Below are 19,551 nucleotides of genomic sequence, written 5' to 3' on the forward strand. Positions count from 1 at the left end.
CCCCGACAGGCGTTACCCATGTATCCCGGCTGAACACACAGCGCACCCTACGGTCAGCCAAGTGCCGGTGACAGGCAGGATAGGGAATCGAACACCGCCTAGTAGGGTGCGCCGCGCGCACCGGTGGTCGAAGGTCGCGCAATGCCGAGCCCGCGATTCGTGACGGTCAGCGGCCAAGCTGCTGCACCGACCCCGGATAACTACCCAGAAACGCATCGGCGAATCCCTGCAACGACCCGGCCGGCAAGCGGTTGATGCCAGCAGCGCGCTTGCGCCCGCCTCCAGTCGCGAAGCCCCGGCAGAAGGCATCCGCTTCCAGGCCGGCGTCGGCCGGTACTCGCAGGCTGAAGGTCCAGTCCCCATCGGCCCGTGCGCTCAGCAGCCCCAGTGCCCGCCTCGGGTTCCGCGCGGCCAGCTGGTTGGCCAGCACCCCGCTGACCCGCCGCGCCCAGGGTTCTGCCGGCAAGCGATAGAGCGTCGCACCCTCCCCCGCCAACCAGGGCTCGAGCCGGGCCGCCGCCGCCATGTCGGCGCCGTACCCCTCACGCAAGCGGGCGAAGCTGGCGCTCTGCCGGGTGAAGTCCAGCGGGTCTTCGTAGGGCACCAGCTCCGCCGCCAGCGCCAGCGGATCGAAATGCAGATCGTCCAGGCTGTCGCCATAGGCGTTGTAGTTGAGCAGTTGGCCCAGCTCTTCCAGTGCCCCGACCTCCGCCGCGTCCAGGCCATGACGCTCGGCCAGCGCCCTCGCCGGCCCGGCCATACCGTCACCGAAGGCCGCCGCCACCGCCCAGCGATGGAATCGCCCCGCGAGGAAGCGATCCACCAGCAGGCTGGTACAGACATCCGCCGCCGTGTCGATGAAGGACTCGAACGCCGGGTGCTCCGGCAATTCACCGGCGAAGTGGTGATCGAAGTAACGGATGCTGGCACCGGCGCCGAGCAGGCGCGCGACGTCCAACCGATTCTGATCATGGGAAATGTCCAGCACCGTGACCCGCTCGCCTGGGCCGGCCTGCACCCGGTCGAGCAGGCCGATGTCGCGCTTCACGCCGCTGACCAGGCGCACGTCTGCGGCCAGTTCGCCGGCCAGGCGCAATTGCTGCAGGGCGCAGAGACCGTCCGCATCGCCATTGAAGGCGCAATGTTCGAGCATCTTTCTCTCCCCGCGCTCAGCGCATCAGCTCGCCGCCGTTGGCATCCAGCTGCGCACCGTTGATGGCGCTGGCGTAGTCGGAGACCAGGAACAAGGCTGCACGGGCGCATTCCTCGTCGCCCGGCATGCGTCCACCGGGAATCCCTGCGCAGAATTCGGCACGCACCTGGTCCTCGCTGACGCCCCGCGCGGCGGCAGAGTCGCGCAGATGGGCCTGCACCGGCTCGCCCCACATCCGCCCGCAGGCCAGGCCGTTCACCCGCAAGCCATGCTCGGCCACTTCGGCCGCCAGGTAGCGCACCGCCACCGCCAGCGCGCCCTTGGAAATCGCGTAGATGCCGCCCCCCGCGTAGGGCTTGTGCATCCCGAGGGTAGTGATCATGACGATGGACCCGGCGCGCTGCGCCTTCATCTGCGGCAGCACCGCGCGGCTCAGGTGCAGCGAACCGATCAGGTTGACGTCGAGGGCCTCCTGCATCTGCTGGTCGGTGCTGCCTTCCAGGGAGTCAAACCCGCCGTGGGCATAGGCGCTGTTGATCAGCGCATCGATGCGCCCGAAACGCTCGACGGTGGCCTTGGCGAAGGCCTGGCAGGCCTTCGCGTCGCTGACGTCGGTGGGCATCCAGAGCACCTGGCAGTCGGCCTCGACGGCGCGGATGCGTTCTTCCGCCTCGCGCAGGCGCGCTTCGTTGCGGGCGCAGATCGCCACGGCGCGCGCACCTTCGCGCGCCGCCTCCAGCGCGAGCTTGATGCCCATTCCCGGGCCGATGCCGGAGATCATTACAACCTTGTCGTTCAGCAGCATGTTCAGTTCCTCTTGTTCTTGTTGTTCTGCTTTTTTTATTTGTAGGAGCGAGGGGGACGCCTGGTTCTTGCTCGCGAATGGGGACTTCCTCTTCGCGAGCAAGCTCGCTCCTACACAGAAGCACCAGCCAGGTAGCGGGCGCGGTAATCGCCGTAATCGCGTTGCAGGCGCTCGTCGTCGAGGCCGAAGGTGGCGGGGTCGTACTGGTGCGCCGCACGCTTCTCGCGGCCATTGCGCGACAGCCAATCGGCCATCGCCGCATGCACCGGGGCCGTCAGCTCCAGGCCGGCAAAGCGATAGATGCGTTCGGCCACTCCCAGCGGGTCAGCCACGGTGTCCTCGAAGTGCAGGTCGAAAAATGCGCTCGCCGGCCGCCCTTCGCGCACCGCCATGCTGTGGCGCAGGGCGCGGGCCATGCGGCTATTCCACTGTTCGCCGACCTGAGCGGGATCGGCCTGGTCGCTGTAGATCTGCCAGAGGGTGTGGATAAAGCTCGCCAGTGACGGAATGGTCTTGCCCGGGTCCCGGTGGGTGAGGATCACCTGCGCCTTCGGGAAGACTTTCAACAGGACTTCCAGGGTGTGCAGGTGCTGCGGGCTCTTCAGCAGCCAGCGACGCCCCGGCGCGATGCCGCGACGCGCCTGCTGCCATTGCAGGAACTGCAGCATCTTCTTCAGGTACGCGTAGACCTGGGTCTGGTCCTGGCGGTCGAGCCAGGCGGTGTAGGCCGGCACGTTGACGTAGGAATCCATGGCGCAGAGGAAGGAGTGCTCCATGAGCATGAACTCCTCATCCGGCTGCTCGGCGTCCAGCGGATGGATCGCCAGGATCTGCGGCACGAACTCGATCATCGCCGCGACCTCGGCGCGCGCCCGCTCGATCCGCACCTGCGGCCGCTCCAAGGTTTCGCCGTCCAGCGGCGCCGGGTAGCGGGTTTCCCACCACTGCGCCTTGCTGAACTGCGGGTCCACCGACAGTAGCCGTTGCAGCAGCGTAGTGCCGGTGCGCGGCAGGCCGACGATCACCAGCGGGTCGTCGATGGGCTGCTGGAGGATTTCCGGATGGCGCTTGCAGTGATCCTCGATCACCAGGCGGTTCACCAGCTGCGCCACCAGTTTTTCCCTGAGCAGCGCCCGCCCCTGGGCAGATAGCCTGGCCTCCGCGTGCAAGGCATCCGCCAGCACTTCAAGGGCCTGGCGGTAGTCACCGGGGCCGAAGTCGTCGAGCCCACCAGCGCGGCGGCTGGCTTCGGCCAGCAGGCTGTCCAGGGCGAAATCATCACCTGCGGGAATGGGACTGGTCATTGCAACTCCTTGAGGTGGTCGAGCTTGACCACGCGGGTAACAGGGTGGAAGGGACGCTCGGCGCCGACCCAGCGCAGGCAGAAGGTGCCGTCGGCGTGGCCGGCGGTTTCCAGCCAGTTGGGCAGGCCCGGGTCGCGGTGGCTCAGCACCATGCGCACGCCGCCGCGGGCGTCCGGTTGCGCCGAGTGCTTGTTCAGGCAGATGCGGTGATGGCGGTAGTCGAGGGACTCCATCCAGTAGTTGTTGATCTGCAGGTTCCAGAAGTCGCAATCCGGCACCTGGTCGACTTCGATCAGCAGCGCCTCGTCGGCCGCCAGCGACCAGTAGCCGTGGTAGTAGAAGATGTTCGGGTCGCCGCCCACCGCCTGGCACAGGGCCTGGTCCGCCGGTGGCAGCTGGTTGGTATGGGCCTGGTAGCCCTGGGCCCAGTTGGCGAACAGCCGCGCGGTGTTCTCGACGAAGCTGGCGACCCGTCCCAGGCTCTGCTGCAGACGTTCCGCGCTCAGCGGTTCGGGCTTCTGCTGGCTGTCCAGACGCTCGATGCGCAGCTGCGCCGGCTGTTCGCTGGCGCGGTCGAGGAAGGTCTGGCGGATGATCAGTGCGTTGCTCTCGGGCTCCAGACGCAGCCAGTTGCCGGTGTCCACGCGGTCCTGGCTGAGGATGATTTCGAAGCTGCCATCAGCGTCGAGTTGCAGTTGGCTGGCGTCGATGAAACCGGTCTGGATCATCTTGCCGTCGCTTTCGTAGCCGCCCTTCTGGGTGCCGAAACTGAGGTAGGACACGCTCCCCCGGCGACCACTGACGCGGTACTGGTTCGCGCCGTTGAGGCGGGCGTACTGGTAGAGGTTGTCCGGGTTGTCGGCGCCGATCTTTGCGGTCTCGTGCGACGGCGAGAAGAAGCCGGGGAAGTCCGGATCGGCGAATTCCAGGTGCATTTCCAGGGCGATGCGCAGCAGGCGGGTCAGGTAGCGGAAGCCCTCGGCGCGGGTCTGCGCATCGCTGGGTGCCTCGCTTCGCAGGATCTGCTCACCGCTCCGTTTGAGCTGGTCGCAGAAATCGCTCCAGACCTGCCCGGTCAGCACCTGCTGTTCGATTCCATCTGTCGCCATTTCGGTCTCCTCTGGTCCGGCGGAACACCCGCCGCTGGGAAAACCTTAGGGAGATGGACAGGTCGGATTCTTCGTCTGGGCGGACTAAATCACCGACTGGCTCGCTTCTGGATGTAGGAGCGAGCTTGCTCGCGAAAGGGGAGCCCGTTGTTCGCCAGCAAGCTGGCTCCTACAGCGAGGAAATGAGCGGGAACCTAGTCCACCCGGACGAGGAACTGGCGACAGCGGGCGCGGAGCATCGGCCGGATCGGCGTCGCGCGGTGCGATGCCTGAATCCCGAGGAATCCCTGATGGCTGAAGAAAAGAACCTGGTACGGTCGCTGACTGTGGATATCGCTGCCCCCGCCGAGCTGGTCTGGTCCGTGCTGGTGGACCTTGCGCGCTACCCCGAATGGAACCCCTTCACCGTGAAGGTGGAGTCCAACCTGCGCCTCGGCGAGCCGGTGAACCTGTACCTGCCCAACCCCGCTAGCCCCGGCGAGCTGCTGCATGTGGTCGAGCAGCTGGCCAGTTTCGAGCCGCCGCGCCTGCTGGCGTGGGAGATGCACGCCAGCGCGAGCAATCCCGACGCCGCGCGCCGTGAACAGCTGATCGAAGCCACCGGCGCGGAGAGTTGCCGCTACCACACCACCGACCTGTTCCTCGGCGCCACCGCCGACCAGGTGATGGAACTGCACGGCCCCTGGGTCAAGCAGGGCTTCGATGCGGTGGCCCTGGCGGTCAAGGCACGCGCCGAAGCGCTGTTTGCCGCGAGCTGCTGAAACTTCGTCTGCTCGGACGAAGAACCCCCGACGACGCTTTCCCTACCGTGGAAAAAAGCCGGCTCGCAGCACGTGGAGCCGGCGCAACCCAAGGAGGCAAGCGATGCTGACTCACCTGCAACGCCTGGAAGCCGAAAGCGTCCAGATCATCCGCGAAGTGGTCGCCGAGTGTGAAAACCCGGTGATGCTCTACTCCATCGGCAAGGACAGCGCGGTCATGCTGCACCTGGCGATGAAGGCCTTCGCTCCGGGCAAACCGCCCTTCCCCCTGCTGCATGTGGACACCACCTGGAAGTTCCGCGAAATGATCGCCTTCCGCGACCAGACCGCCGAGCGCCTGGGCCTTGAGCTGCTGGTGCACATCAACCCGGAAGGCCAGGAACGCGGGATCAATCCCTTCACCCACGGCTCAGCGCTGCACACCGATATCTGGAAGACCCAGGGGCTGAAGCAGGCCCTGGACCTGTACGGCTTCGACGCGGCCTTCGGCGGTGCCCGCCGCGACGAGGAGAAATCCCGGGCCAAGGAGCGCGTGTTCTCGATCCGCTCCGAGCAGCACCGCTGGGACCCCAAGCAGCAGCGCCCGGAACTCTGGCGCCTGTACAACACCCGCAAGCGCAAGGGCGAAAGCCTGCGGGTGTTCCCGCTCTCCAACTGGACCGAGCTGGATATCTGGCAATACATCTACCTCGAAGGCATTCCCATCGTGCCGCTCTACTTCGCCCAGGAGCGCCCGGTGGTGCGCCGCGACGGCACGCTGATCATGGTCGATGACGAGCGCCTGCCGCTGCTCCCCGGAGAATCCCCCGAGCTGCGCAAGGTGCGCTTCCGCACCCTGGGCTGCTACCCATTGACCGGCGCCATCGACAGCGACGCCGACAACCTGCCGGCAATCATCCAGGAAATGCTGGTGAGCCGTACCTCCGAGCGCCAGGGTCGGCTGATCGACAGCGACTCGGCTGGTTCCATGGAGAAGAAGAAACAAGAGGGCTACTTCTGATGAACGCCAAGATCGAACTCGACCAGTACCTCGAGCAGCAACAACACAAGGACCTGCTGCGCTTCATCACCTGCGGCAGCGTCGACGATGGCAAGAGCACCCTGATCGGCCGCCTGCTGTACGAGACCAAGGTGCTGTTCGAAGACCAGCTCGGCCAGCTGGAAGTAGATTCGAAGAAGCTCGGCACCCAGGGCGGCGAACTGGATTTCGCCCTGCTGGTGGACGGCCTGGCCGCCGAGCGTGAGCAAGGCATCACCATCGATGTGGCCTACCGTTTCTTCGCCACCGACAAGCGCAAATTCATCGTCGCCGACACGCCCGGCCACGAGCAGTACACGCGCAACATGGTCACCGGCGCCTCCACTGCCGACCTGGCGGTGATCCTCATCGACGCCCGCCAGGGCCTGCTGCCGCAGACCCGCCGGCACAGCTACCTGGTCTCGCTGCTGGGGATTCGCCAGGTGCTGGTGGCGGTGAACAAGATGGACCTGATGGATTACTCGGAGGAGGTCTTCAATCGCATCGAAGCCGATTACCGCGCCTTCGCCGCACAGCTCGGCCTCACCGACATCCAGTGCATTCCGCTGTCGGCCCTCAAGGGTGACAACCTGCTGGAAGGCAGCGCCAATATGCCCTGGTATCAGGGTCCTACCCTTCTCCAGCATCTGGAGAGCGCGCCCCTCGAAACAGCTCGCCCCGGCGCCGACTTCCGTCTGCCGGTGCAATGGGTGAACCGCCCGAACCTGGACTTCCGTGGCTTCGCCGGCAACGTCGCGGCGGGGACCATCCGCATTGGCGAACGCATCCGCGTGCTGCCCTCCGGCCAGCAGAGCCGAGTTGCCGGCATCCTCGGCATGGCCGGCGCACAAGAGGAAGCGTTCCGCGGCCAGGCCGTGACCCTGACCCTGGAGGACGAGATCGACATCAGCCGTGGCGACCTGATCGTGCGGGCCGATGCGCCGCCCGCCGTGGCCGACCAGTTCGAAGCCACCCTGGTATGGATGGGCGAGGAGCCCCTGCTGCCTGGCCGCCCCTATCTGATGAAGATCGGCTGCCGCACCCTCGGCATGAGCTGCGCCACCTTGAAGCACAAGGTCAACGTCAACAACCTGGAGCAACTCGCAGCCAGGACCCTGGAACTCAATGAGATCGGGGTGTGCAACCTGAGCCTGGACCAGCCGATCGCCTTCGACCCCTATGTGGATAACCGCGATACCGGCGGTTTCATCATCATCGACCGGCTGAGCAACCAGACCGTCGGCGCCGGCATGCTGCACTTCGCCCTGCGTCGCGCACAGAACGTGCACTGGCAAGCCATCGACGTGAACGGTGCGGCCCGTGCCACGCTGAAAGGCCAGACACCGCGCATCCTCTGGTTCACCGGGCTTTCCGGGGCGGGCAAGTCCACCATCGCCAACCTGGTGGAACGCAAGCTCCACGCCCTGGGCCGGCACACCTATCTGCTGGACGGCGATAACGTGCGCCACGGCCTCAACCGCGACCTGGGTTTCAGCGAAGCCGACCGGGTGGAGAACATCCGCCGGGTAGCCGAAGTGGCGCGGCTGATGCTGGATGCGGGGCTGATCACCCTGGTGTCGTTCATCTCACCCTTCCGCGCCGAACGCGAACTGGCACGAGGCCTCGCGGGCGACGGCGCCTTCCTGGAGATCTTCATCGACGCATCCTTGGAACTGGCCGAGAGCCGGGACCCCAAGGGCCTCTACCAGAAGGCCAGGCGCGGCGAGCTGAAGAACTTCACTGGCATCGATTCGCCCTACGAGCCACCGCTGGCACCGGACCTACGAATCGACACGGCGAGCGAAACCGCGGAAGCCGCCGCCGAGCGCATCGTCGAGCATTTGCTGTCGCTCTAATCGCGCGCGCGGCCAGCGGTGGGGTGTGCCATGCGCACCGGGATTTCCGCACGGAGGTTCCGGTGCGCACGGCGCACCCTACCGCATCCCGACGCCCTGCCACGGCCACTAGGCCGAACGGACGATTTATCCACAGCGCGCGACGCCAATACTCAGCCGATCCAGCCCGACAACCACAACAAGCGAGGCGAGGATGGACGACCTTCGACATGCCCATGAACTGGCGGGAATCAGTGCCGCCGAACTCAGCGAACTGCTGGCACTGAACTACCGCGGACCGCAGGAACCCACGCCCTGGGCCAGCCTGCTGGAAGCGCTGCGCCGGCGCTTCGACGCCAGCTACCTGACCCTGGTGCTGCGCAATCCCGCCCACGAGCGGCCGGGGCTGATCGTCAACGCCTCGATCCATGGCCCGCATTTGCCCGGCGAGCCTTCATACAGCGAGCATTACTACGCCATCTGCCCCTTCCTGGACTGGCCCGTTGAGCAAGTGGTCAGCGCCGACCAGGTGCTGGGGACCGAACACTGGCTCGCGCACGACTTCTACCGGAGCTACCTGCAGCCGCTCGACCTGCGTTACGTGCTGGTGGCCAACATGCAGACGGCGGCTGGTATGCACTGCGCCCTGTTCGCGTGCCGGGGGCATTCAGGACGGGATTTCGACGCCGCGGAAACGGCCCTGGTACGCCTATTACTGCCGCACCTGCAACAGGCCGTGGACCTGCACTCGACAGTGGACCAGCTGGACTCGGAGCGCCGCCTCTATGCCGTGACCATCGACCGGCTGCTGGTGGGCACCGCCATCCTCGACCAGACGGGCAAGGTGATGAACAGCAACCAGGCCGCCCAGCGCCTGTTCGCCGCCCGGGATGGCCTCGAATGCCACCAGGACAAGCTGCGGGCCTTCGCCGGCCAGGACAACCGCAACCTGCAGCGCAACATCCAGACCATGCTGCAGCACCACCAGCACGGCCGGGACGACTGCATCGAGGTATTGACCCTGACGCGCCCCACCGGCGAGGTGCCGCTCAACCTGCTGCTGCGCCCCATCGCCCTGAACTACGAGGGCCAGGGCAACGCTCGCCGGCCGGCAGTGGCCGTGTTCATCCGCGACCCCGGCGACTCGCCGCAAGCCTCGCGGTGTCTGCTGCGCAGCCTGTTCCAGCTGACCCGTACGGAAACCGAAGTGGCGATGCTGATGATGGATGGCCTGACCCTGGATGAAAGCGCCGAGCGACTTGGCGTATCCCGCAACACCGTGCGCGCCCACCTGCGCGGCGTGTTCGCCAAGACCGGCGCCACGCGTCAGGCGCAATTGGTGAAGACCTTGCTGAACAGCGTGGCTTCGTTGGCGTGATGACCAACAACCGGTGCGCATGGCGCACCCTACCAAAGCAGCGCAGCCTCAACCCGTAGGGTGCGCCGCGCGCACCAATCAGCGGTTCGGTAGCGCGCGGGGCTCAACTGGAGTGAGGGGCTTTCTTCGCGAATGAATTCGCTCCCACACTCTACTTAAGGCGTCGCTCGGTAGGGTGGGCTTCAGCCCACCACCAGGATCAACGCCCCGCTACACCGCCAATCGCCGCAGCGCGTCCTTGGTCACCTTGCCCGCCGCGTTCAACGGCATGGCATCCACCACCTGCGCGCGGCGCGGGACCTTGTAGTTGGCCATCTGCTCGCGGCACCAGCCAAGGAACGCACCGGTATCCAGTTGCTGGCCGGATGCGGGCAGGAGGAAGGCCATGGCCACCTCTCCCAGGCGCTCGTCAGGGATGCCGATCACCGCCGCCTGCGCCACACCCGGATAGCGCAGGATCACCTGCTCGATTTCCGCCGGGTACACATTGAATCCGCCGGTGATGAACATGTCCTTGATGCGGTCGGTGATGCGCAGGTAGCCGTCTTCGTCGAGCACGCCCACGTCGCCAGTGTGCAGCCAACCCTCGGCATCGATGGCTTCAGCGGTGGCTTCAGGATTGTTGAAGTAGCCCTGCATCAAGTTGTATCCGCGCACCAGCAGCTCGCCCGGTTCGCCCGGCGGTACCGGGTTGCCGGTGGCGTCGACACAGCGCACTTCCACGTCGGGGAAGGCGCGGCCCGAGGTGGTCGCCACCCGCTCAGCGGAATCCCCCGGACGGCAGATGGTGACGAAGCCGCAGGCCTCGGTCAGGCCGTAGGCGGTGACGATGGTTTCGAAGCCGAGCTCGCTGCGCATGCGCCGTACCATTTCTACCGGCACCGAAGCCGCCCCGGTCACCGCGACCCGCAGGCTGGAAAGGTCGAAGCGCTCGCGATCGGGGAAGGCCAGGATCGACTGGTAGAGCGTCGGCGGCCCCGGCAGCACGTTCACCCGCTCGCGGGCAACGCGCTCCAGCATCACCGGCACGTCGAACACCTGCTGCGGCAGGATGCAGCAACCGCGCATCAGCGCCGCCAGCCAGCCAGCCTTGTAGCCGAAGCTGTGGAAGAACGGGTTGACGATCAGGTAGCGATCACCCGGGCGCAGCCCGACCATCGCGCTCCAGTCACGGACGATGCGCAGGTTCTGGCCGTGGGCGGTCATCACGCCCTTGGGTTTGCCGGTGGTGCCGGAGGTGAACAGCAGGTCCGACAGGCTGTGCTGGTCCACCTGGCTCTCGCGCACCACCAACTCCGCCGGGGACACCTCGCCCGCCAGCGCCATGAAATCGTCCCAGCCCAGGCAGTCCGGCGCCGCGCCGCGCAGACAGATACGCGTGCGCAGGTCCGGCAGCGCTTCACCGGCCAGCAGCGACGGGTAGTCGGTGCCAAGGAATTCACCGATCACGAACAGCAGGCTGGCGCCGCTCTCGCGCAGGATGAAGCCCGCCTCGCTGCCTTTCATCCGCGTGTTCAGCGGCACCAGCACCGCGCCGACGCTCTGCAGGGCGATGGCGGCGACTATCCATTCGTGGATGTTCGGCGCCCAGATCGCCACCCGTTCACCGGCCTGGATATCCAGCGCCAGCAAGGCGCGGGCGGCCTGACGGCGCAGCTGGTCAAGCTGGTGATAAGAGATGCGGGTGCCGTCTTCCTCGATGGCCATGGACTCGCCGTAACGGGTCGCGGCGGCGGCCAGCAGTTCAGGGATGGTCAGGGCGCTTTCAAGGTCGGTCATGGGCTTTTCTCGGGGCGAGACGGGGCAGCGGCCGGGCGAACCCGGCCGTGGTCAAGGCAAAGAAATCAGGCTTGTGGCGGTGCGAAGCGACGGCCGGCGGAGAAGCCACCGTCCACCGCGATCATCTGGCCACTGACGAAGGAGGCGTCGTCGGAAGCGAGGAACAGCGCCACGCTGGCCACTTCGTCCGGCTGACCGGCACGGCAGAGCATGTGCTGCGAGGCGAAGTAGGCATGGAATTCCTTCTGTTCCTTGACCATCTGGGTCATGGGCGTATCGATCAGGCCGGGGCAGAGGCCGTTGACGCGGACATTGGCGTGGCCGTAATCGATGGCCATGGAGCGGGTCAGCTGGGTGATGCCGCCTTTTGCAGTGTTGTACGCGGCGTTGCCGTCGCAGCCCTGCAGGCCGAAGATCGAGCCGAAATTGATGATCGAACCACTGCGCTGGGCGAGCATCTGCGGCAGCGCGTAGCGGCTGGTGAGCATGGAGCCGGTCAGGTGGATATCCAGGACCCGGCGCCATTCCTCGGTAGTGGTCTCGGTGATGCTGCCACGGCTGGCGATGCCAGCGGCGTTGACCAGGGCGTCGATGCGACCGAAGCGTGCAACCACCTCTTCCATGACGGCCTGCACACGCGCTTCATCGCACACATCGAGGCTCATGAACACCGGTGCCGGGCTCAGCCCTTCCAGGCTCGCGGCGACATCCGCGCGAGGCTCGCCCAGATCCAGTCCGATGACCTGCGCGCCTTCGGCGGCGAAACGACGAACACAGGCGAGACCGATACCCGATGCAGCTCCGGTGATGACCGCGACCTTGTTAGACAGACGTGCCATGGGAAACCTCGTTGCTTGTTCTTGGAATGGGGTTTTCGGCGGAGTTTACCGTCGCCAGGGGCGGTAGTGATCGTCCGATGGGACTACCACTCCAGCCCTTGTGGGAGCGAATTCATTCGCGAAAGCCAGTAGCGGCCGTAGGGTGGATCACGCTTTACCGATCCACCATCGGTGCCCACCGGAAACACCGTCGGTGGAAGTAAAAAGCGACTTCCACCCTACAGATAGCCCGTGCCCTGCAAATAAAAAACCCGGCCGAAGCCGGGTGTAAAGGCACAGACATACACGCTCAATACCACCGGTGAGGGCGGTAGTCCCCGGCTGTCACCCCGGAAACTTCAGTTTCAGCCGCGCGCTGCCGGGACGGCCCTGGCACGCCAGGGTCCAGCCTTCGGCGAGTTCGGCGGGGCTGAGAATATCGTTGCGGGAGAGCACCACTTCGCCCTCCTCCACCTTGCACATGCAGGCGCCGCAGAAACCTTCTTCGCAGGAGTAAGGCGCGTCGAGACCGGCATTGCGCATGCTCTGCAGCAGGGTCTCGCCGGATTGCACGGGCACCTCGGCAAGCTGGCCGTCGAGCTCCACCAGCAACTGCTCCGCCTCGACGCCAGCGGCAGTCGGAACGGCCTCCTGGGCATCCGGATCGGGCGGCGAGACAAAGCGCTCCACATGGATGCGCTCGCGCGCTTCCCCCAGCCCCAGCAGCGCACCTTCGACGGTGTCCATGAAGGGCCCCGGCCCGCAGATGTAGAACTCCGCACCGGCGTGGCCGCGCACCAGTTGGCGTACTTCACCCGCGCTGAGGAAGCCCTGCACCGAATCCAGCACATGCACCACTTCCAGCTGCTCCACATGGGCCTTGGCCAGTGCCTTCAGCTCGTCGCGGAAAATCACCGAAGCCTCGTCGCGATTGGCGTACACCAGCTTGATCCGGCGGTCGGTGGTCTTCAGCGCCGACTTGAGGATGGAGAACACCGGCGTGATCCCCGAGCCACCACCAAACAACACCAGGTCATGCTCACCGGGGCGCAGGTGGAAGTGCCCGGCTGGCGGCAGCACCTCCAGCAGGTCGCCGGGGCGTACCTGGTCGTTGAACCAGTTGGACACCCGACCGCCTTCCACCCGCTTGATGGTGACCTTGGGCAGGGTGTCGCAATCCGGCGAACTGGACATGGAATAGCAGCGCGTCAGCCGCTTGCCACCGAGCACCACGCGAAAGCCCAGGTACTGCCCCGCCTTGTACTGGAAGCGCGCTTCCAGGTCGGCGGGAATCCGCAGCACCAGCGAACGGCTGTCGTGGGTCTCGCTGATCACCTCGGCCACTTCCAGCTGGAAGGTGCCGGACTGCTGCGGCTCGATCACAAGTGGCTGCACGCTACCCATCACACTCTCCGGATCAAAGCAGGCCGCTGATGGTCTGCGCGTTGTCGATGCGCAGCTCGCTGCCATTGATGAAGCGCGATTCGTCGGAAGCGAGGAAGAGCACCAGGCTGGCGATGTCGCGCGGCGCGCACATGCGGTTCTTCGGGTTCTGGTCCAGTACTTCCTGGGGAATCGGCTGACCACCGGCCAGGGCCTGGGTCATCGGGGTGTTGATGCCGTCCGGGTGCACGCTGTTGCAACGGATGCGGTAGCCCTGCTCCTTGCAGTGCAGTGCCACCGAACGGGTCAGCGCGGCCACTGCGCCCTTGGAGGCGGAGTAGGCGCAGAACGCTGGCATGCCGCCCAGTGCCGCTACCGAGGACATGTTGACGATGGAGCCGCCACCGCTGTCCTTCATCGCCGAAATGGCGTACTTGCAGCCGAGGAAGTAACCGTCGCTGTTGATGCGCTGGACCTTCTGCCACAGCTCCAGGCTGGTGTCCTCGATGCTGGCCATGGCCAGGATGGCGGCGTTGTTCACCAGCACGTCGAGACGGCCGAATTTCTCCAGGGTGAGCTTGATGACGTTCTGCCAATCGGCCTCGCTGGCGATGTCCTGGCGAACGAAGATCGCATTGGCGCCGATCTCGGCAGCCACCTGGCGGCCGGCTTCTTCATTGAGATCGGTGAGTACCACCTTCGCCCCTTCGCTGGCCAGCAGCAGCGCGTCTTCGCGCCCTACACCGCTGGCGGCGCCAGTGACGATACAAACCTTGCCTTCGACTCGTTTCATTGTTGTTCTCCTTGGGAAGCCAGAGCGGCACGAACCAGACCCGCCACATACACGCCGACCCGCCGTCCAGAGTGGACGCAGTCGGCCAGGGACAGGCCGGACACATAGAAATTGGAGGCCACGCCCACCGCATTGCGGCCGGCGCTGAACAGGCCGGGGACGGGCTGGCCGTCATCCGCCAGCACCTGCCCGCTGCGTTCGCACACGGTCAGGCCGCCGAGGGTGATCACGGGACAGGGGAAGAGCTTGCTATCGAACGAGAGGTCCAGGGCGTACCAGGGACCTTCGTCCAGGGGCGCGAGGAACGCTTTTGATTTGCCCAGTTCGTCGTCGCGATCCCCCCGCGCCGCAGCGTTGTAGGCGGCGACCGTGCGTTCGAGGTTCGCTTGCGGCAAGCCGCTGCGCTCCGCCAGCTCGGCAAGGCTGCGGCCACGGCGGGCGTTGAACAGCATGTTGAGCACCGCAGGCAAGCGCTGGAAGGACCAGACCTTGCCCGGCCCGACCTGCGCGTAGGCTTCCTTCATCAGCGCACGGTTGAGGATGAGGATGGCGCGGCCGCCCTGCTCTTCCACCATGGCGTGGCCGAGCCTGGCGCCGTACACCTCTTCGTTGCAGTAGCGTCGGCCTTCGGCATTGACAATCAGGCCACGGGCCCAGGCCAGCGGCGGATTGATGAAACGCCAGGCGCTCGCCCGTTCCATGCGCGCGGTGCGACCGCCAACGCTCTGGCCAAGGCGGATGCCGCTGCCATCGCAACCGCTGGTCCCCAGTGGCAGTCCGTCGAGGTAGCGCGGCGCATTCACCGTGAGCATGGCGCGGTTGAACACGAAGCCGCCGGCACTGAGCAGCACGCCGTGGTGGGCGCGAATCAGCCGACGCTTGGCGTGGGTCAGCTCCAGCGCACGCAGCTTGCGGCGCCAGCGATCGGCAAGCGCCGGCGCATAAGGATGGATGGCATCGGTCCAGCGGCTCAGGCGCGCATGTTTTTTTGCCGCGCGGCTACCCGCCGGCAGTGCCCAGGCTTCGACGCCGAGCACGGCGCCGGAGTCGTCCAGTACCAGTCTGCGCACCTCGCTCTGGCGCTGCACGCGCACACCGAGTTGCTGCGCACTGGCAGCCAGCGGACGAAACAGGTTGATGCCTGACATACCCGAGCCGAGGGCTCGATGGCCACGGGGCGCCGGACGGGCCTGCGCGGCATAGCTCGGTACTGCCTCGTTACCGGAGTAGTAGAGGAAATACTGGTCGCTGGGGTAAGAGGTTTTCAGCGGCGGCACACTGCCCTGGAAGGCTGCGCCGTGGCGTTCCAGCCAGGCCAGGTTGGCGACGCTGTTCTCGCAGAACCCGCGCAGGGTCTCGGCTGAAACGGCATCTCCGACTTCCTGGCGCAGGTAGTCGAACATGGCCTCGGGCGAGTCCTCCACACCGGCTTCGGCCTGATGTGGGGTACCGCCACCGGCATAGACCACACCGCCGCTGCGCGCCGTGGCGCCACCGCCAGCGAAACGCTCCAGGGCAAGCACGGAAACGCCTTGGCTGGCAGCCTCGATGGCGGCGCAGACACCGGCGCCCCCAAAGCCGACCACCAGCAGGTCGGCGCTGTCATCCCAGTTCAGCTGCGCGGCGTCACGTACCCGCAGCGGCGTTTCGGGGCTTTGCTCCATGGCGGTCATGGCGTGCCCTCAGTTCGCTACTACCAGGGACGATGCCGTGGTGGTGTAGGCGCCATTGAGATAGACCAGCGGACTGATCTCGACACTGTTGTGAATCTCCACGATGCGGCCGATGAAGATGGTGTGGGTGCCATAGCTGAACTTGCCGTCCTGCTGGCAGAGGATCGCGGACTGGGCATCGCCCAGGTAGGGAATGCCACCCTCGCTGCTGCGCCAGTCGCCCTGCTGGAAGCGCGCTTCACCCTTCACCGGGCCGCTGCACAGATGGGAAAGCCCTTCCTGCTCCAGCCCAAGGATGTTCACACAGAAGTCCGCACCGGCATCCAGCACGGCATGCAGCGATGCGGTCTTGTTCACGCAGATGAGCAGCGACGGCGGCTCGGTGGAAAGCGAATCCACCGCAGTGGCGGACATGGCGAACCGCTCCTGGCCATTGCTGGTGGTGATGATGGTCACGGACTTGGCCAGACGACGCATCGCCTGGAGCATCTCGCCTTTCAGATCGGCCTGGCTCATCGCACTGCCCTCTTGTTGTTCTGGAGTGCTGCCGATTTTTCGCCAGGCCCCCGGGGCAGTCATCGTCCGAGGGGACTAGTCAGAACGCCGTTGCAGCGGCCGCTTTTCCTGTAGGGGCGAATTCATTTGAACTTGGGAAACCACGTCCTGAGGACGTGGTCATGAGTCATCGGCTCTGCCTGTGACGATTCGAATGCTCGGGCTAGCAGGATGAAGGCGATCGGGTAGGGTGCGCCGTGCGCACCGGCGGTTTGGCCTGGTGCCGAAGCTGGTCCTGAAGTCGGTGCGCACAGCGCACCCTACGGTCCAGAGCGGGCGAAAGAGGTCGGCGTTGTGCTCGGTGGTGGATTCGCCCCCGTCCAGGGGGCTACCGCAAGTCCACGTTCTACGAACGTGGATGTTTACTCGCCAAGCAGGCCGAAGGACTGCCCTGAAACCTCCAGGGGGCAGCTGCGCTGCCCTTGGCGAATGAATTCGCCCCTACGAAGAGCGGTCCCCATGGGACATCCCCGCCATATGGTCCGTTTGAAGGATGCCGCCCCGCTTGCCCGTTGTTTGAATGCCCGGCGATAGGTGGAAAAGCCTTCAACAGGAGAACAACAACATGCTCGACCACGACCTGATCCGCCAACGCCTGAAACAACGTGCCAAAGAGCTGGTGCCGGTGCTGCGCGAACGCGCGCCACTGGCTGCAAAGAACGGCCAGCTGCCGGAAGAGACCATCCGCGATTTCCACGAAGCGGGCTTCTTCCGCATCCTCCAGCCCGCGCGCTGGGAGGGCTACGAGCTGGAGCCGCGTGACTTCTTCGAAGTGCAGATGACCCTTGCCGAGGGCTGCATGTCGTCCGCCTGGGTGCTGGGCGTGGTGGCCATCCACAACTGGCAGCTGGCGCTGTTCGACGACCGCGCGGCGCAGGATGTCTGGGGCCAGGATTCGAGCGTGCTGATCTCCTCCTCCTACATGCCGGTGGGCAAGGTCACCCGCGTCGACGGAGGCTACCGCCTCAGCGGCCGCTGGGGTTTCTCCTCGGGCAGCAAGCACTGCCAGTGGGCCTTCCTCGGCGCCATGGTGCCACCGGAGAAGGAAGGCGACGGCCCGGATTACCGCACCTTCCTGGTGCCACGCAGCGACTACAGCATCCTCGACAACTGGGACGTGATGGGGCTGGAAGCCACCGGCTCCCACGACGTGCTGGTGGAGGACGTGTTCGTGCCCGAGCACCGCACCCACCGCTCCATCGACGGCTTCCTGCAGAACAGCCCGGGCAACGCGGTGAACACCGATCCGCTGTTCCGCCTGCCCTTCGGGCAGATTTTCGTGCGGGCGGTTTCCTCTTCCACCATCGGGGCATTGCAGGGGGCCATCGACCTGTTCATCGAGGCCAACAAGAGCCGCGTCGGCGTGAACGATGGCCGCAAGATCATCCAGGACCCCGGCGCCCAGACCGCGCTGGCCAACGCCATGGTCACGGTGGATGAATGCCGCACGGTATTGCTGCGCAACTTCGACCTGATGATGCAGCGCGCCAAGGCGGGCGAAGGGCTGACCATGGCCGAGCGGGTGAAGATGCGCTACGACTCCGCCATCGTCCCCGACAAGTGCGCCCAGGCGGTGGAAGCGCTGATGTACAACAGCGGCGCCTCTACCATCTTCCGCCAGCACGGTATCAACCGCGCCTTCCGCGATATCCACACCGGGCGCGCCCACGTGGCCAACTGCCCGGGCAAGTACGCCCTCAACCTGGGCGGCGTCGGAATGGGGTTGGACAGCACCGACTTCTTCCTCTGAAGCATCGGATGCACGGCGAATCGTAGGGTGGATGACGCTCTTTTCATCCACCATCACGACTCGGTCCAGCACCGCCGGTGGACGTAAAAAGCGACGTCCACCCTACGTATCGAGCCACGATCCGCCTTTCGTCACGACGCCCGCCCCGCGCGGGCGTCGTGCTGTGCGGGGGCATCAAGATGATTAGTCTGTTTGGGGGATTCAGCGCCGTTTTCGATCCCACACCATGCGCTCAAGACCTGGGTTCTCCGGGTTGACCGAACGAAGAACAAGAAGGGCCAAGCGCATGAAATTCTCCCTGATCTACGAGGCACAGACGATCGACTCCAGCCGCGAGGGCGACCGTCGCATCTTCGACGAAACCGTCGAGCAGGCCGTACTCGCCGACAAGCTCGGTTTCGACACTTTCTGGTGCGTGGAACACACCGCGCTGACCAACTACTCCCACATGTCGGCGCCGGAAACCATGCTGGCCTTCGTCGCCGGCAAGACCGAGCGCATCGGCATTGGCCACGGCGTGGTCTGCCTGCCGCCGGCCATGAACCACCCGGTAAAGGTGGCCGAGCGCATCGCCACCCTCGACCTCCTGTCCAAGGGCCGCGTGCACTTCGGCGTGGGCAAGGGCGGCACCCAGCAGGAGGCCGGCACCTTCGGCTACGACCTGGCGACCCTGCAGCCGCAGATCGACGAAGCCATGTACCTGATCCCGAAGATGTTCGTGCAGGACGAGATCGAACATAACGGCGACTTCGTGAAGATCCCGAAACGCCCGATCCATCCCAAGCCCTACCAGGACCCGCACCCACCGATGTACCTGGCCTGCACCAACACCGAGTCGCTGAAGAACGCCGGCGGCCGTGGCATGGGTGCACTGGTGCTGGGCTTCGGCGGCCCCGAGGAGATCGCCAAGAAGGTCGCCGTGTACCACGAGGCCTGGGACAACCGTGACGAGAAGAACCAGGTGGGCTTCCGCCCGAATCGCCACATCGCCGCCCTGTGCCCGGCCATCGTCCTGGACGACAACGAGAAGGCTCGCCACATCGGCATCCGTGGCCAGCGTTACTTCATGGAATCCCTGGCCTACTGGTACGCCGGCGGTGAGCGTCCGGACCCGGAGAAGTGGAAGGACGACACCTTCGTCGACGGCAACGGCCAGGCGGTGATCAAGTCGCGCTTCGCTTCCGAGGAGGTGAAAGTCGACTTCTCCGACCCGACCATGGCGATGATGAACCCCAACCATGCCTACGGCACCGTGCAGGACTGCATCGGCTACGTGCAACGCCTGATCGACGCCGGCGCCGACGAAATCCTCTTCATCTGCCAGATGGGCACCGTGCCACAGTGGGCGCAGCTCGAAACGCTGAAGAACATCGGCGAGCACGTGATTCCCTACTTCCGCAAACAGAAGGACTGACCTGAGCAGCGGAGTGAGGAATA

The 19,551-nt window shown here is 65.6% G+C and carries 16 protein-coding genes; 6 read left to right on the forward strand and 10 right to left on the reverse strand.

Features of this window, described 5'->3' with window-relative positions; genetic code table 11:
• Window positions 1-166: 166 nt before the first annotated feature.
• The 4 genes from MnOB_RS09345 to MnOB_RS09360 all read right to left on the reverse strand — a co-directional run bounded on the left by MnOB_RS09345 (window position 167) and on the right by MnOB_RS09360 (window position 4,371).
• The gene (locus MnOB_RS09345; protein ID WP_077523950.1) at window positions 167-1,153 is read right to left on the reverse strand and encodes an acetyltransferase; all 987 of its coding nucleotides are present in this window, start codon (window positions 1,151-1,153) and stop codon (window positions 167-169) included.
• 16 nt (window positions 1,154-1,169) lie between these two features.
• Window positions 1,170-1,958: an SDR family oxidoreductase gene (locus MnOB_RS09350; RefSeq protein ID WP_077523951.1), complete on the reverse strand. Its 789-nt coding sequence runs from the start codon at window positions 1,956-1,958 to the stop codon at window positions 1,170-1,172.
• Window positions 1,959-2,068: 110 nt separating this feature from the next.
• Window positions 2,069-3,262, reverse strand: coding sequence for a sulfotransferase family protein (locus MnOB_RS09355; protein ID WP_077523952.1), 1,194 nt, complete (start codon window positions 3,260-3,262; stop codon window positions 2,069-2,071).
• Complete coding sequence (locus MnOB_RS09360; protein WP_077523953.1) at window positions 3,259-4,371, reverse strand: DUF1214 domain-containing protein; 1,113 nt, start codon at window positions 4,369-4,371, stop codon at window positions 3,259-3,261. Before MnOB_RS09360 ends, MnOB_RS09355 begins: the two co-directional genes overlap by 4 nt.
• A gap of 290 nt (window positions 4,372-4,661) precedes the next feature.
• Here MnOB_RS09360 and MnOB_RS09365 point away from each other — a divergent pair, with 290 nt between their 5' ends.
• From MnOB_RS09365 to MnOB_RS09380, 4 genes are all read left to right on the forward strand, one after another.
• Entirely contained in the window at window positions 4,662-5,132 is a 471-nt protein-coding gene (locus tag MnOB_RS09365; RefSeq protein ID WP_077523954.1) for an SRPBCC domain-containing protein, read from the forward strand.
• The gene (gene cysD, locus MnOB_RS09370) at window positions 5,074-6,132 is read left to right on the forward strand and encodes a sulfate adenylyltransferase subunit CysD (RefSeq protein ID WP_265093681.1); all 1,059 of its coding nucleotides are present in this window, start codon (window positions 5,074-5,076) and stop codon (window positions 6,130-6,132) included. Before MnOB_RS09365 ends, cysD begins: the two co-directional genes overlap by 59 nt.
• A complete protein-coding gene (gene cysN, locus MnOB_RS09375; RefSeq protein ID WP_077523956.1) occupies window positions 6,132-8,006 on the forward strand; it encodes a sulfate adenylyltransferase subunit CysN in 1,875 nt (624 codons plus the stop codon). The genes cysD and cysN overlap by 1 nt, the downstream gene beginning before the upstream one ends.
• A 193-nt stretch (window positions 8,007-8,199) precedes the next feature.
• Window positions 8,200-9,363, forward strand: coding sequence for a helix-turn-helix transcriptional regulator (locus tag MnOB_RS09380; protein WP_077523957.1), 1,164 nt, complete (start codon window positions 8,200-8,202; stop codon window positions 9,361-9,363).
• Window positions 9,364-9,573: 210 nt separating this feature from the next.
• On the opposite strand, the gene MnOB_RS09385 is transcribed toward MnOB_RS09380, so the two are convergent.
• The 6 genes from MnOB_RS09385 to MnOB_RS09410 form a co-directional block, all read right to left on the reverse strand.
• Entirely contained in the window at window positions 9,574-11,142 is a 1,569-nt protein-coding gene (locus MnOB_RS09385) for a FadD3 family acyl-CoA ligase (RefSeq protein ID WP_077523958.1), read from the reverse strand.
• A gap of 65 nt (window positions 11,143-11,207) precedes the next feature.
• Window positions 11,208-11,981, reverse strand: a complete 774-nt coding sequence (locus MnOB_RS09390) for an SDR family NAD(P)-dependent oxidoreductase (protein ID WP_077523959.1) — start codon at window positions 11,979-11,981, stop codon at window positions 11,208-11,210.
• Window positions 11,982-12,305: 324 nt separating this feature from the next.
• Window positions 12,306-13,364 carry a ferredoxin--NADP reductase gene (locus MnOB_RS09395; RefSeq protein WP_077523960.1) on the reverse strand — a complete coding sequence of 353 codons (1,059 nt, stop codon included), beginning with the start codon at window positions 13,362-13,364 and terminating at the stop codon, window positions 12,306-12,308.
• Between the two features lie 13 nt (window positions 13,365-13,377).
• The gene (locus tag MnOB_RS09400; protein WP_077523961.1) at window positions 13,378-14,136 is read right to left on the reverse strand and encodes a glucose 1-dehydrogenase; all 759 of its coding nucleotides are present in this window, start codon (window positions 14,134-14,136) and stop codon (window positions 13,378-13,380) included.
• Window positions 14,133-15,809: an FAD-binding protein gene (locus MnOB_RS09405; RefSeq protein ID WP_077523962.1), complete on the reverse strand. Its 1,677-nt coding sequence runs from the start codon at window positions 15,807-15,809 to the stop codon at window positions 14,133-14,135. Before MnOB_RS09405 ends, MnOB_RS09400 begins: the two co-directional genes overlap by 4 nt.
• 9 nt (window positions 15,810-15,818) lie before the next feature.
• Window positions 15,819-16,325 (reverse strand): flavin reductase family protein, encoded by a 507-nt coding sequence (locus tag MnOB_RS09410; RefSeq protein ID WP_077523963.1) that lies wholly within the window; start codon window positions 16,323-16,325, stop codon window positions 15,819-15,821.
• 604 nt (window positions 16,326-16,929) lie between these two features.
• On the opposite strand from MnOB_RS09410, the gene MnOB_RS09415 reads away from it, so the two are divergent.
• Complete coding sequence (locus tag MnOB_RS09415; RefSeq protein WP_077523964.1) at window positions 16,930-18,114, forward strand: flavin-dependent monooxygenase; 1,185 nt, start codon at window positions 16,930-16,932, stop codon at window positions 18,112-18,114.
• Between the two features lie 286 nt (window positions 18,115-18,400).
• A complete protein-coding gene (locus MnOB_RS09420; protein WP_077523965.1) occupies window positions 18,401-19,528 on the forward strand; it encodes an LLM class flavin-dependent oxidoreductase in 1,128 nt (375 codons plus the stop codon).
• The last annotated feature ends 23 nt before the right edge of the window (window positions 19,529-19,551 follow it).

It is taken from the genome of Metapseudomonas resinovorans (assembly GCF_002003485.1).
GTDB classification, from domain to species: domain Bacteria; phylum Pseudomonadota; class Gammaproteobacteria; order Pseudomonadales; family Pseudomonadaceae; genus Metapseudomonas; species Metapseudomonas resinovorans_D.

Excerpts from the sequence above, each read along its gene's own strand:
- MnOB_RS09345 (WP_077523950.1), bottom strand. The coding sequence starts at position 1,153 with ATGCTCGAACATTGCGCCTTCAATGGCGATGCGGACGGTCTCTGCGCC.
- MnOB_RS09350 (WP_077523951.1), bottom strand. The coding sequence starts at position 1,958 with ATGCTGCTGAACGACAAGGTTGTAATGATCTCCGGCATCGGCCCGGGA.
- MnOB_RS09355 (WP_077523952.1), bottom strand. The coding sequence starts at position 3,262 with ATGACCAGTCCCATTCCCGCAGGTGATGATTTCGCCCTGGACAGCCTG.
- MnOB_RS09360 (WP_077523953.1), bottom strand. The coding sequence starts at position 4,371 with ATGGCGACAGATGGAATCGAACAGCAGGTGCTGACCGGGCAGGTCTGG.
- MnOB_RS09365 (WP_077523954.1), top strand. The coding sequence starts at position 4,662 with ATGGCTGAAGAAAAGAACCTGGTACGGTCGCTGACTGTGGATATCGCT.
- cysD (WP_265093681.1), top strand. The coding sequence starts at position 5,074 with ATGCGGTGGCCCTGGCGGTCAAGGCACGCGCCGAAGCGCTGTTTGCCG.
- cysN (WP_077523956.1), top strand. The coding sequence starts at position 6,132 with ATGAACGCCAAGATCGAACTCGACCAGTACCTCGAGCAGCAACAACAC.
- MnOB_RS09380 (WP_077523957.1), top strand. The coding sequence starts at position 8,200 with ATGGACGACCTTCGACATGCCCATGAACTGGCGGGAATCAGTGCCGCC.
- MnOB_RS09385 (WP_077523958.1), bottom strand. The coding sequence starts at position 11,142 with ATGACCGACCTTGAAAGCGCCCTGACCATCCCTGAACTGCTGGCCGCC.
- MnOB_RS09390 (WP_077523959.1), bottom strand. The coding sequence starts at position 11,981 with ATGGCACGTCTGTCTAACAAGGTCGCGGTCATCACCGGAGCTGCATCG.
- MnOB_RS09395 (WP_077523960.1), bottom strand. The coding sequence starts at position 13,364 with ATGGGTAGCGTGCAGCCACTTGTGATCGAGCCGCAGCAGTCCGGCACC.
- MnOB_RS09400 (WP_077523961.1), bottom strand. The coding sequence starts at position 14,136 with ATGAAACGAGTCGAAGGCAAGGTTTGTATCGTCACTGGCGCCGCCAGC.
- MnOB_RS09405 (WP_077523962.1), bottom strand. The coding sequence starts at position 15,809 with ATGACCGCCATGGAGCAAAGCCCCGAAACGCCGCTGCGGGTACGTGAC.
- MnOB_RS09410 (WP_077523963.1), bottom strand. The coding sequence starts at position 16,325 with ATGAGCCAGGCCGATCTGAAAGGCGAGATGCTCCAGGCGATGCGTCGT.
- MnOB_RS09415 (WP_077523964.1), top strand. The coding sequence starts at position 16,930 with ATGCTCGACCACGACCTGATCCGCCAACGCCTGAAACAACGTGCCAAA.
- MnOB_RS09420 (WP_077523965.1), top strand. The coding sequence starts at position 18,401 with ATGAAATTCTCCCTGATCTACGAGGCACAGACGATCGACTCCAGCCGC.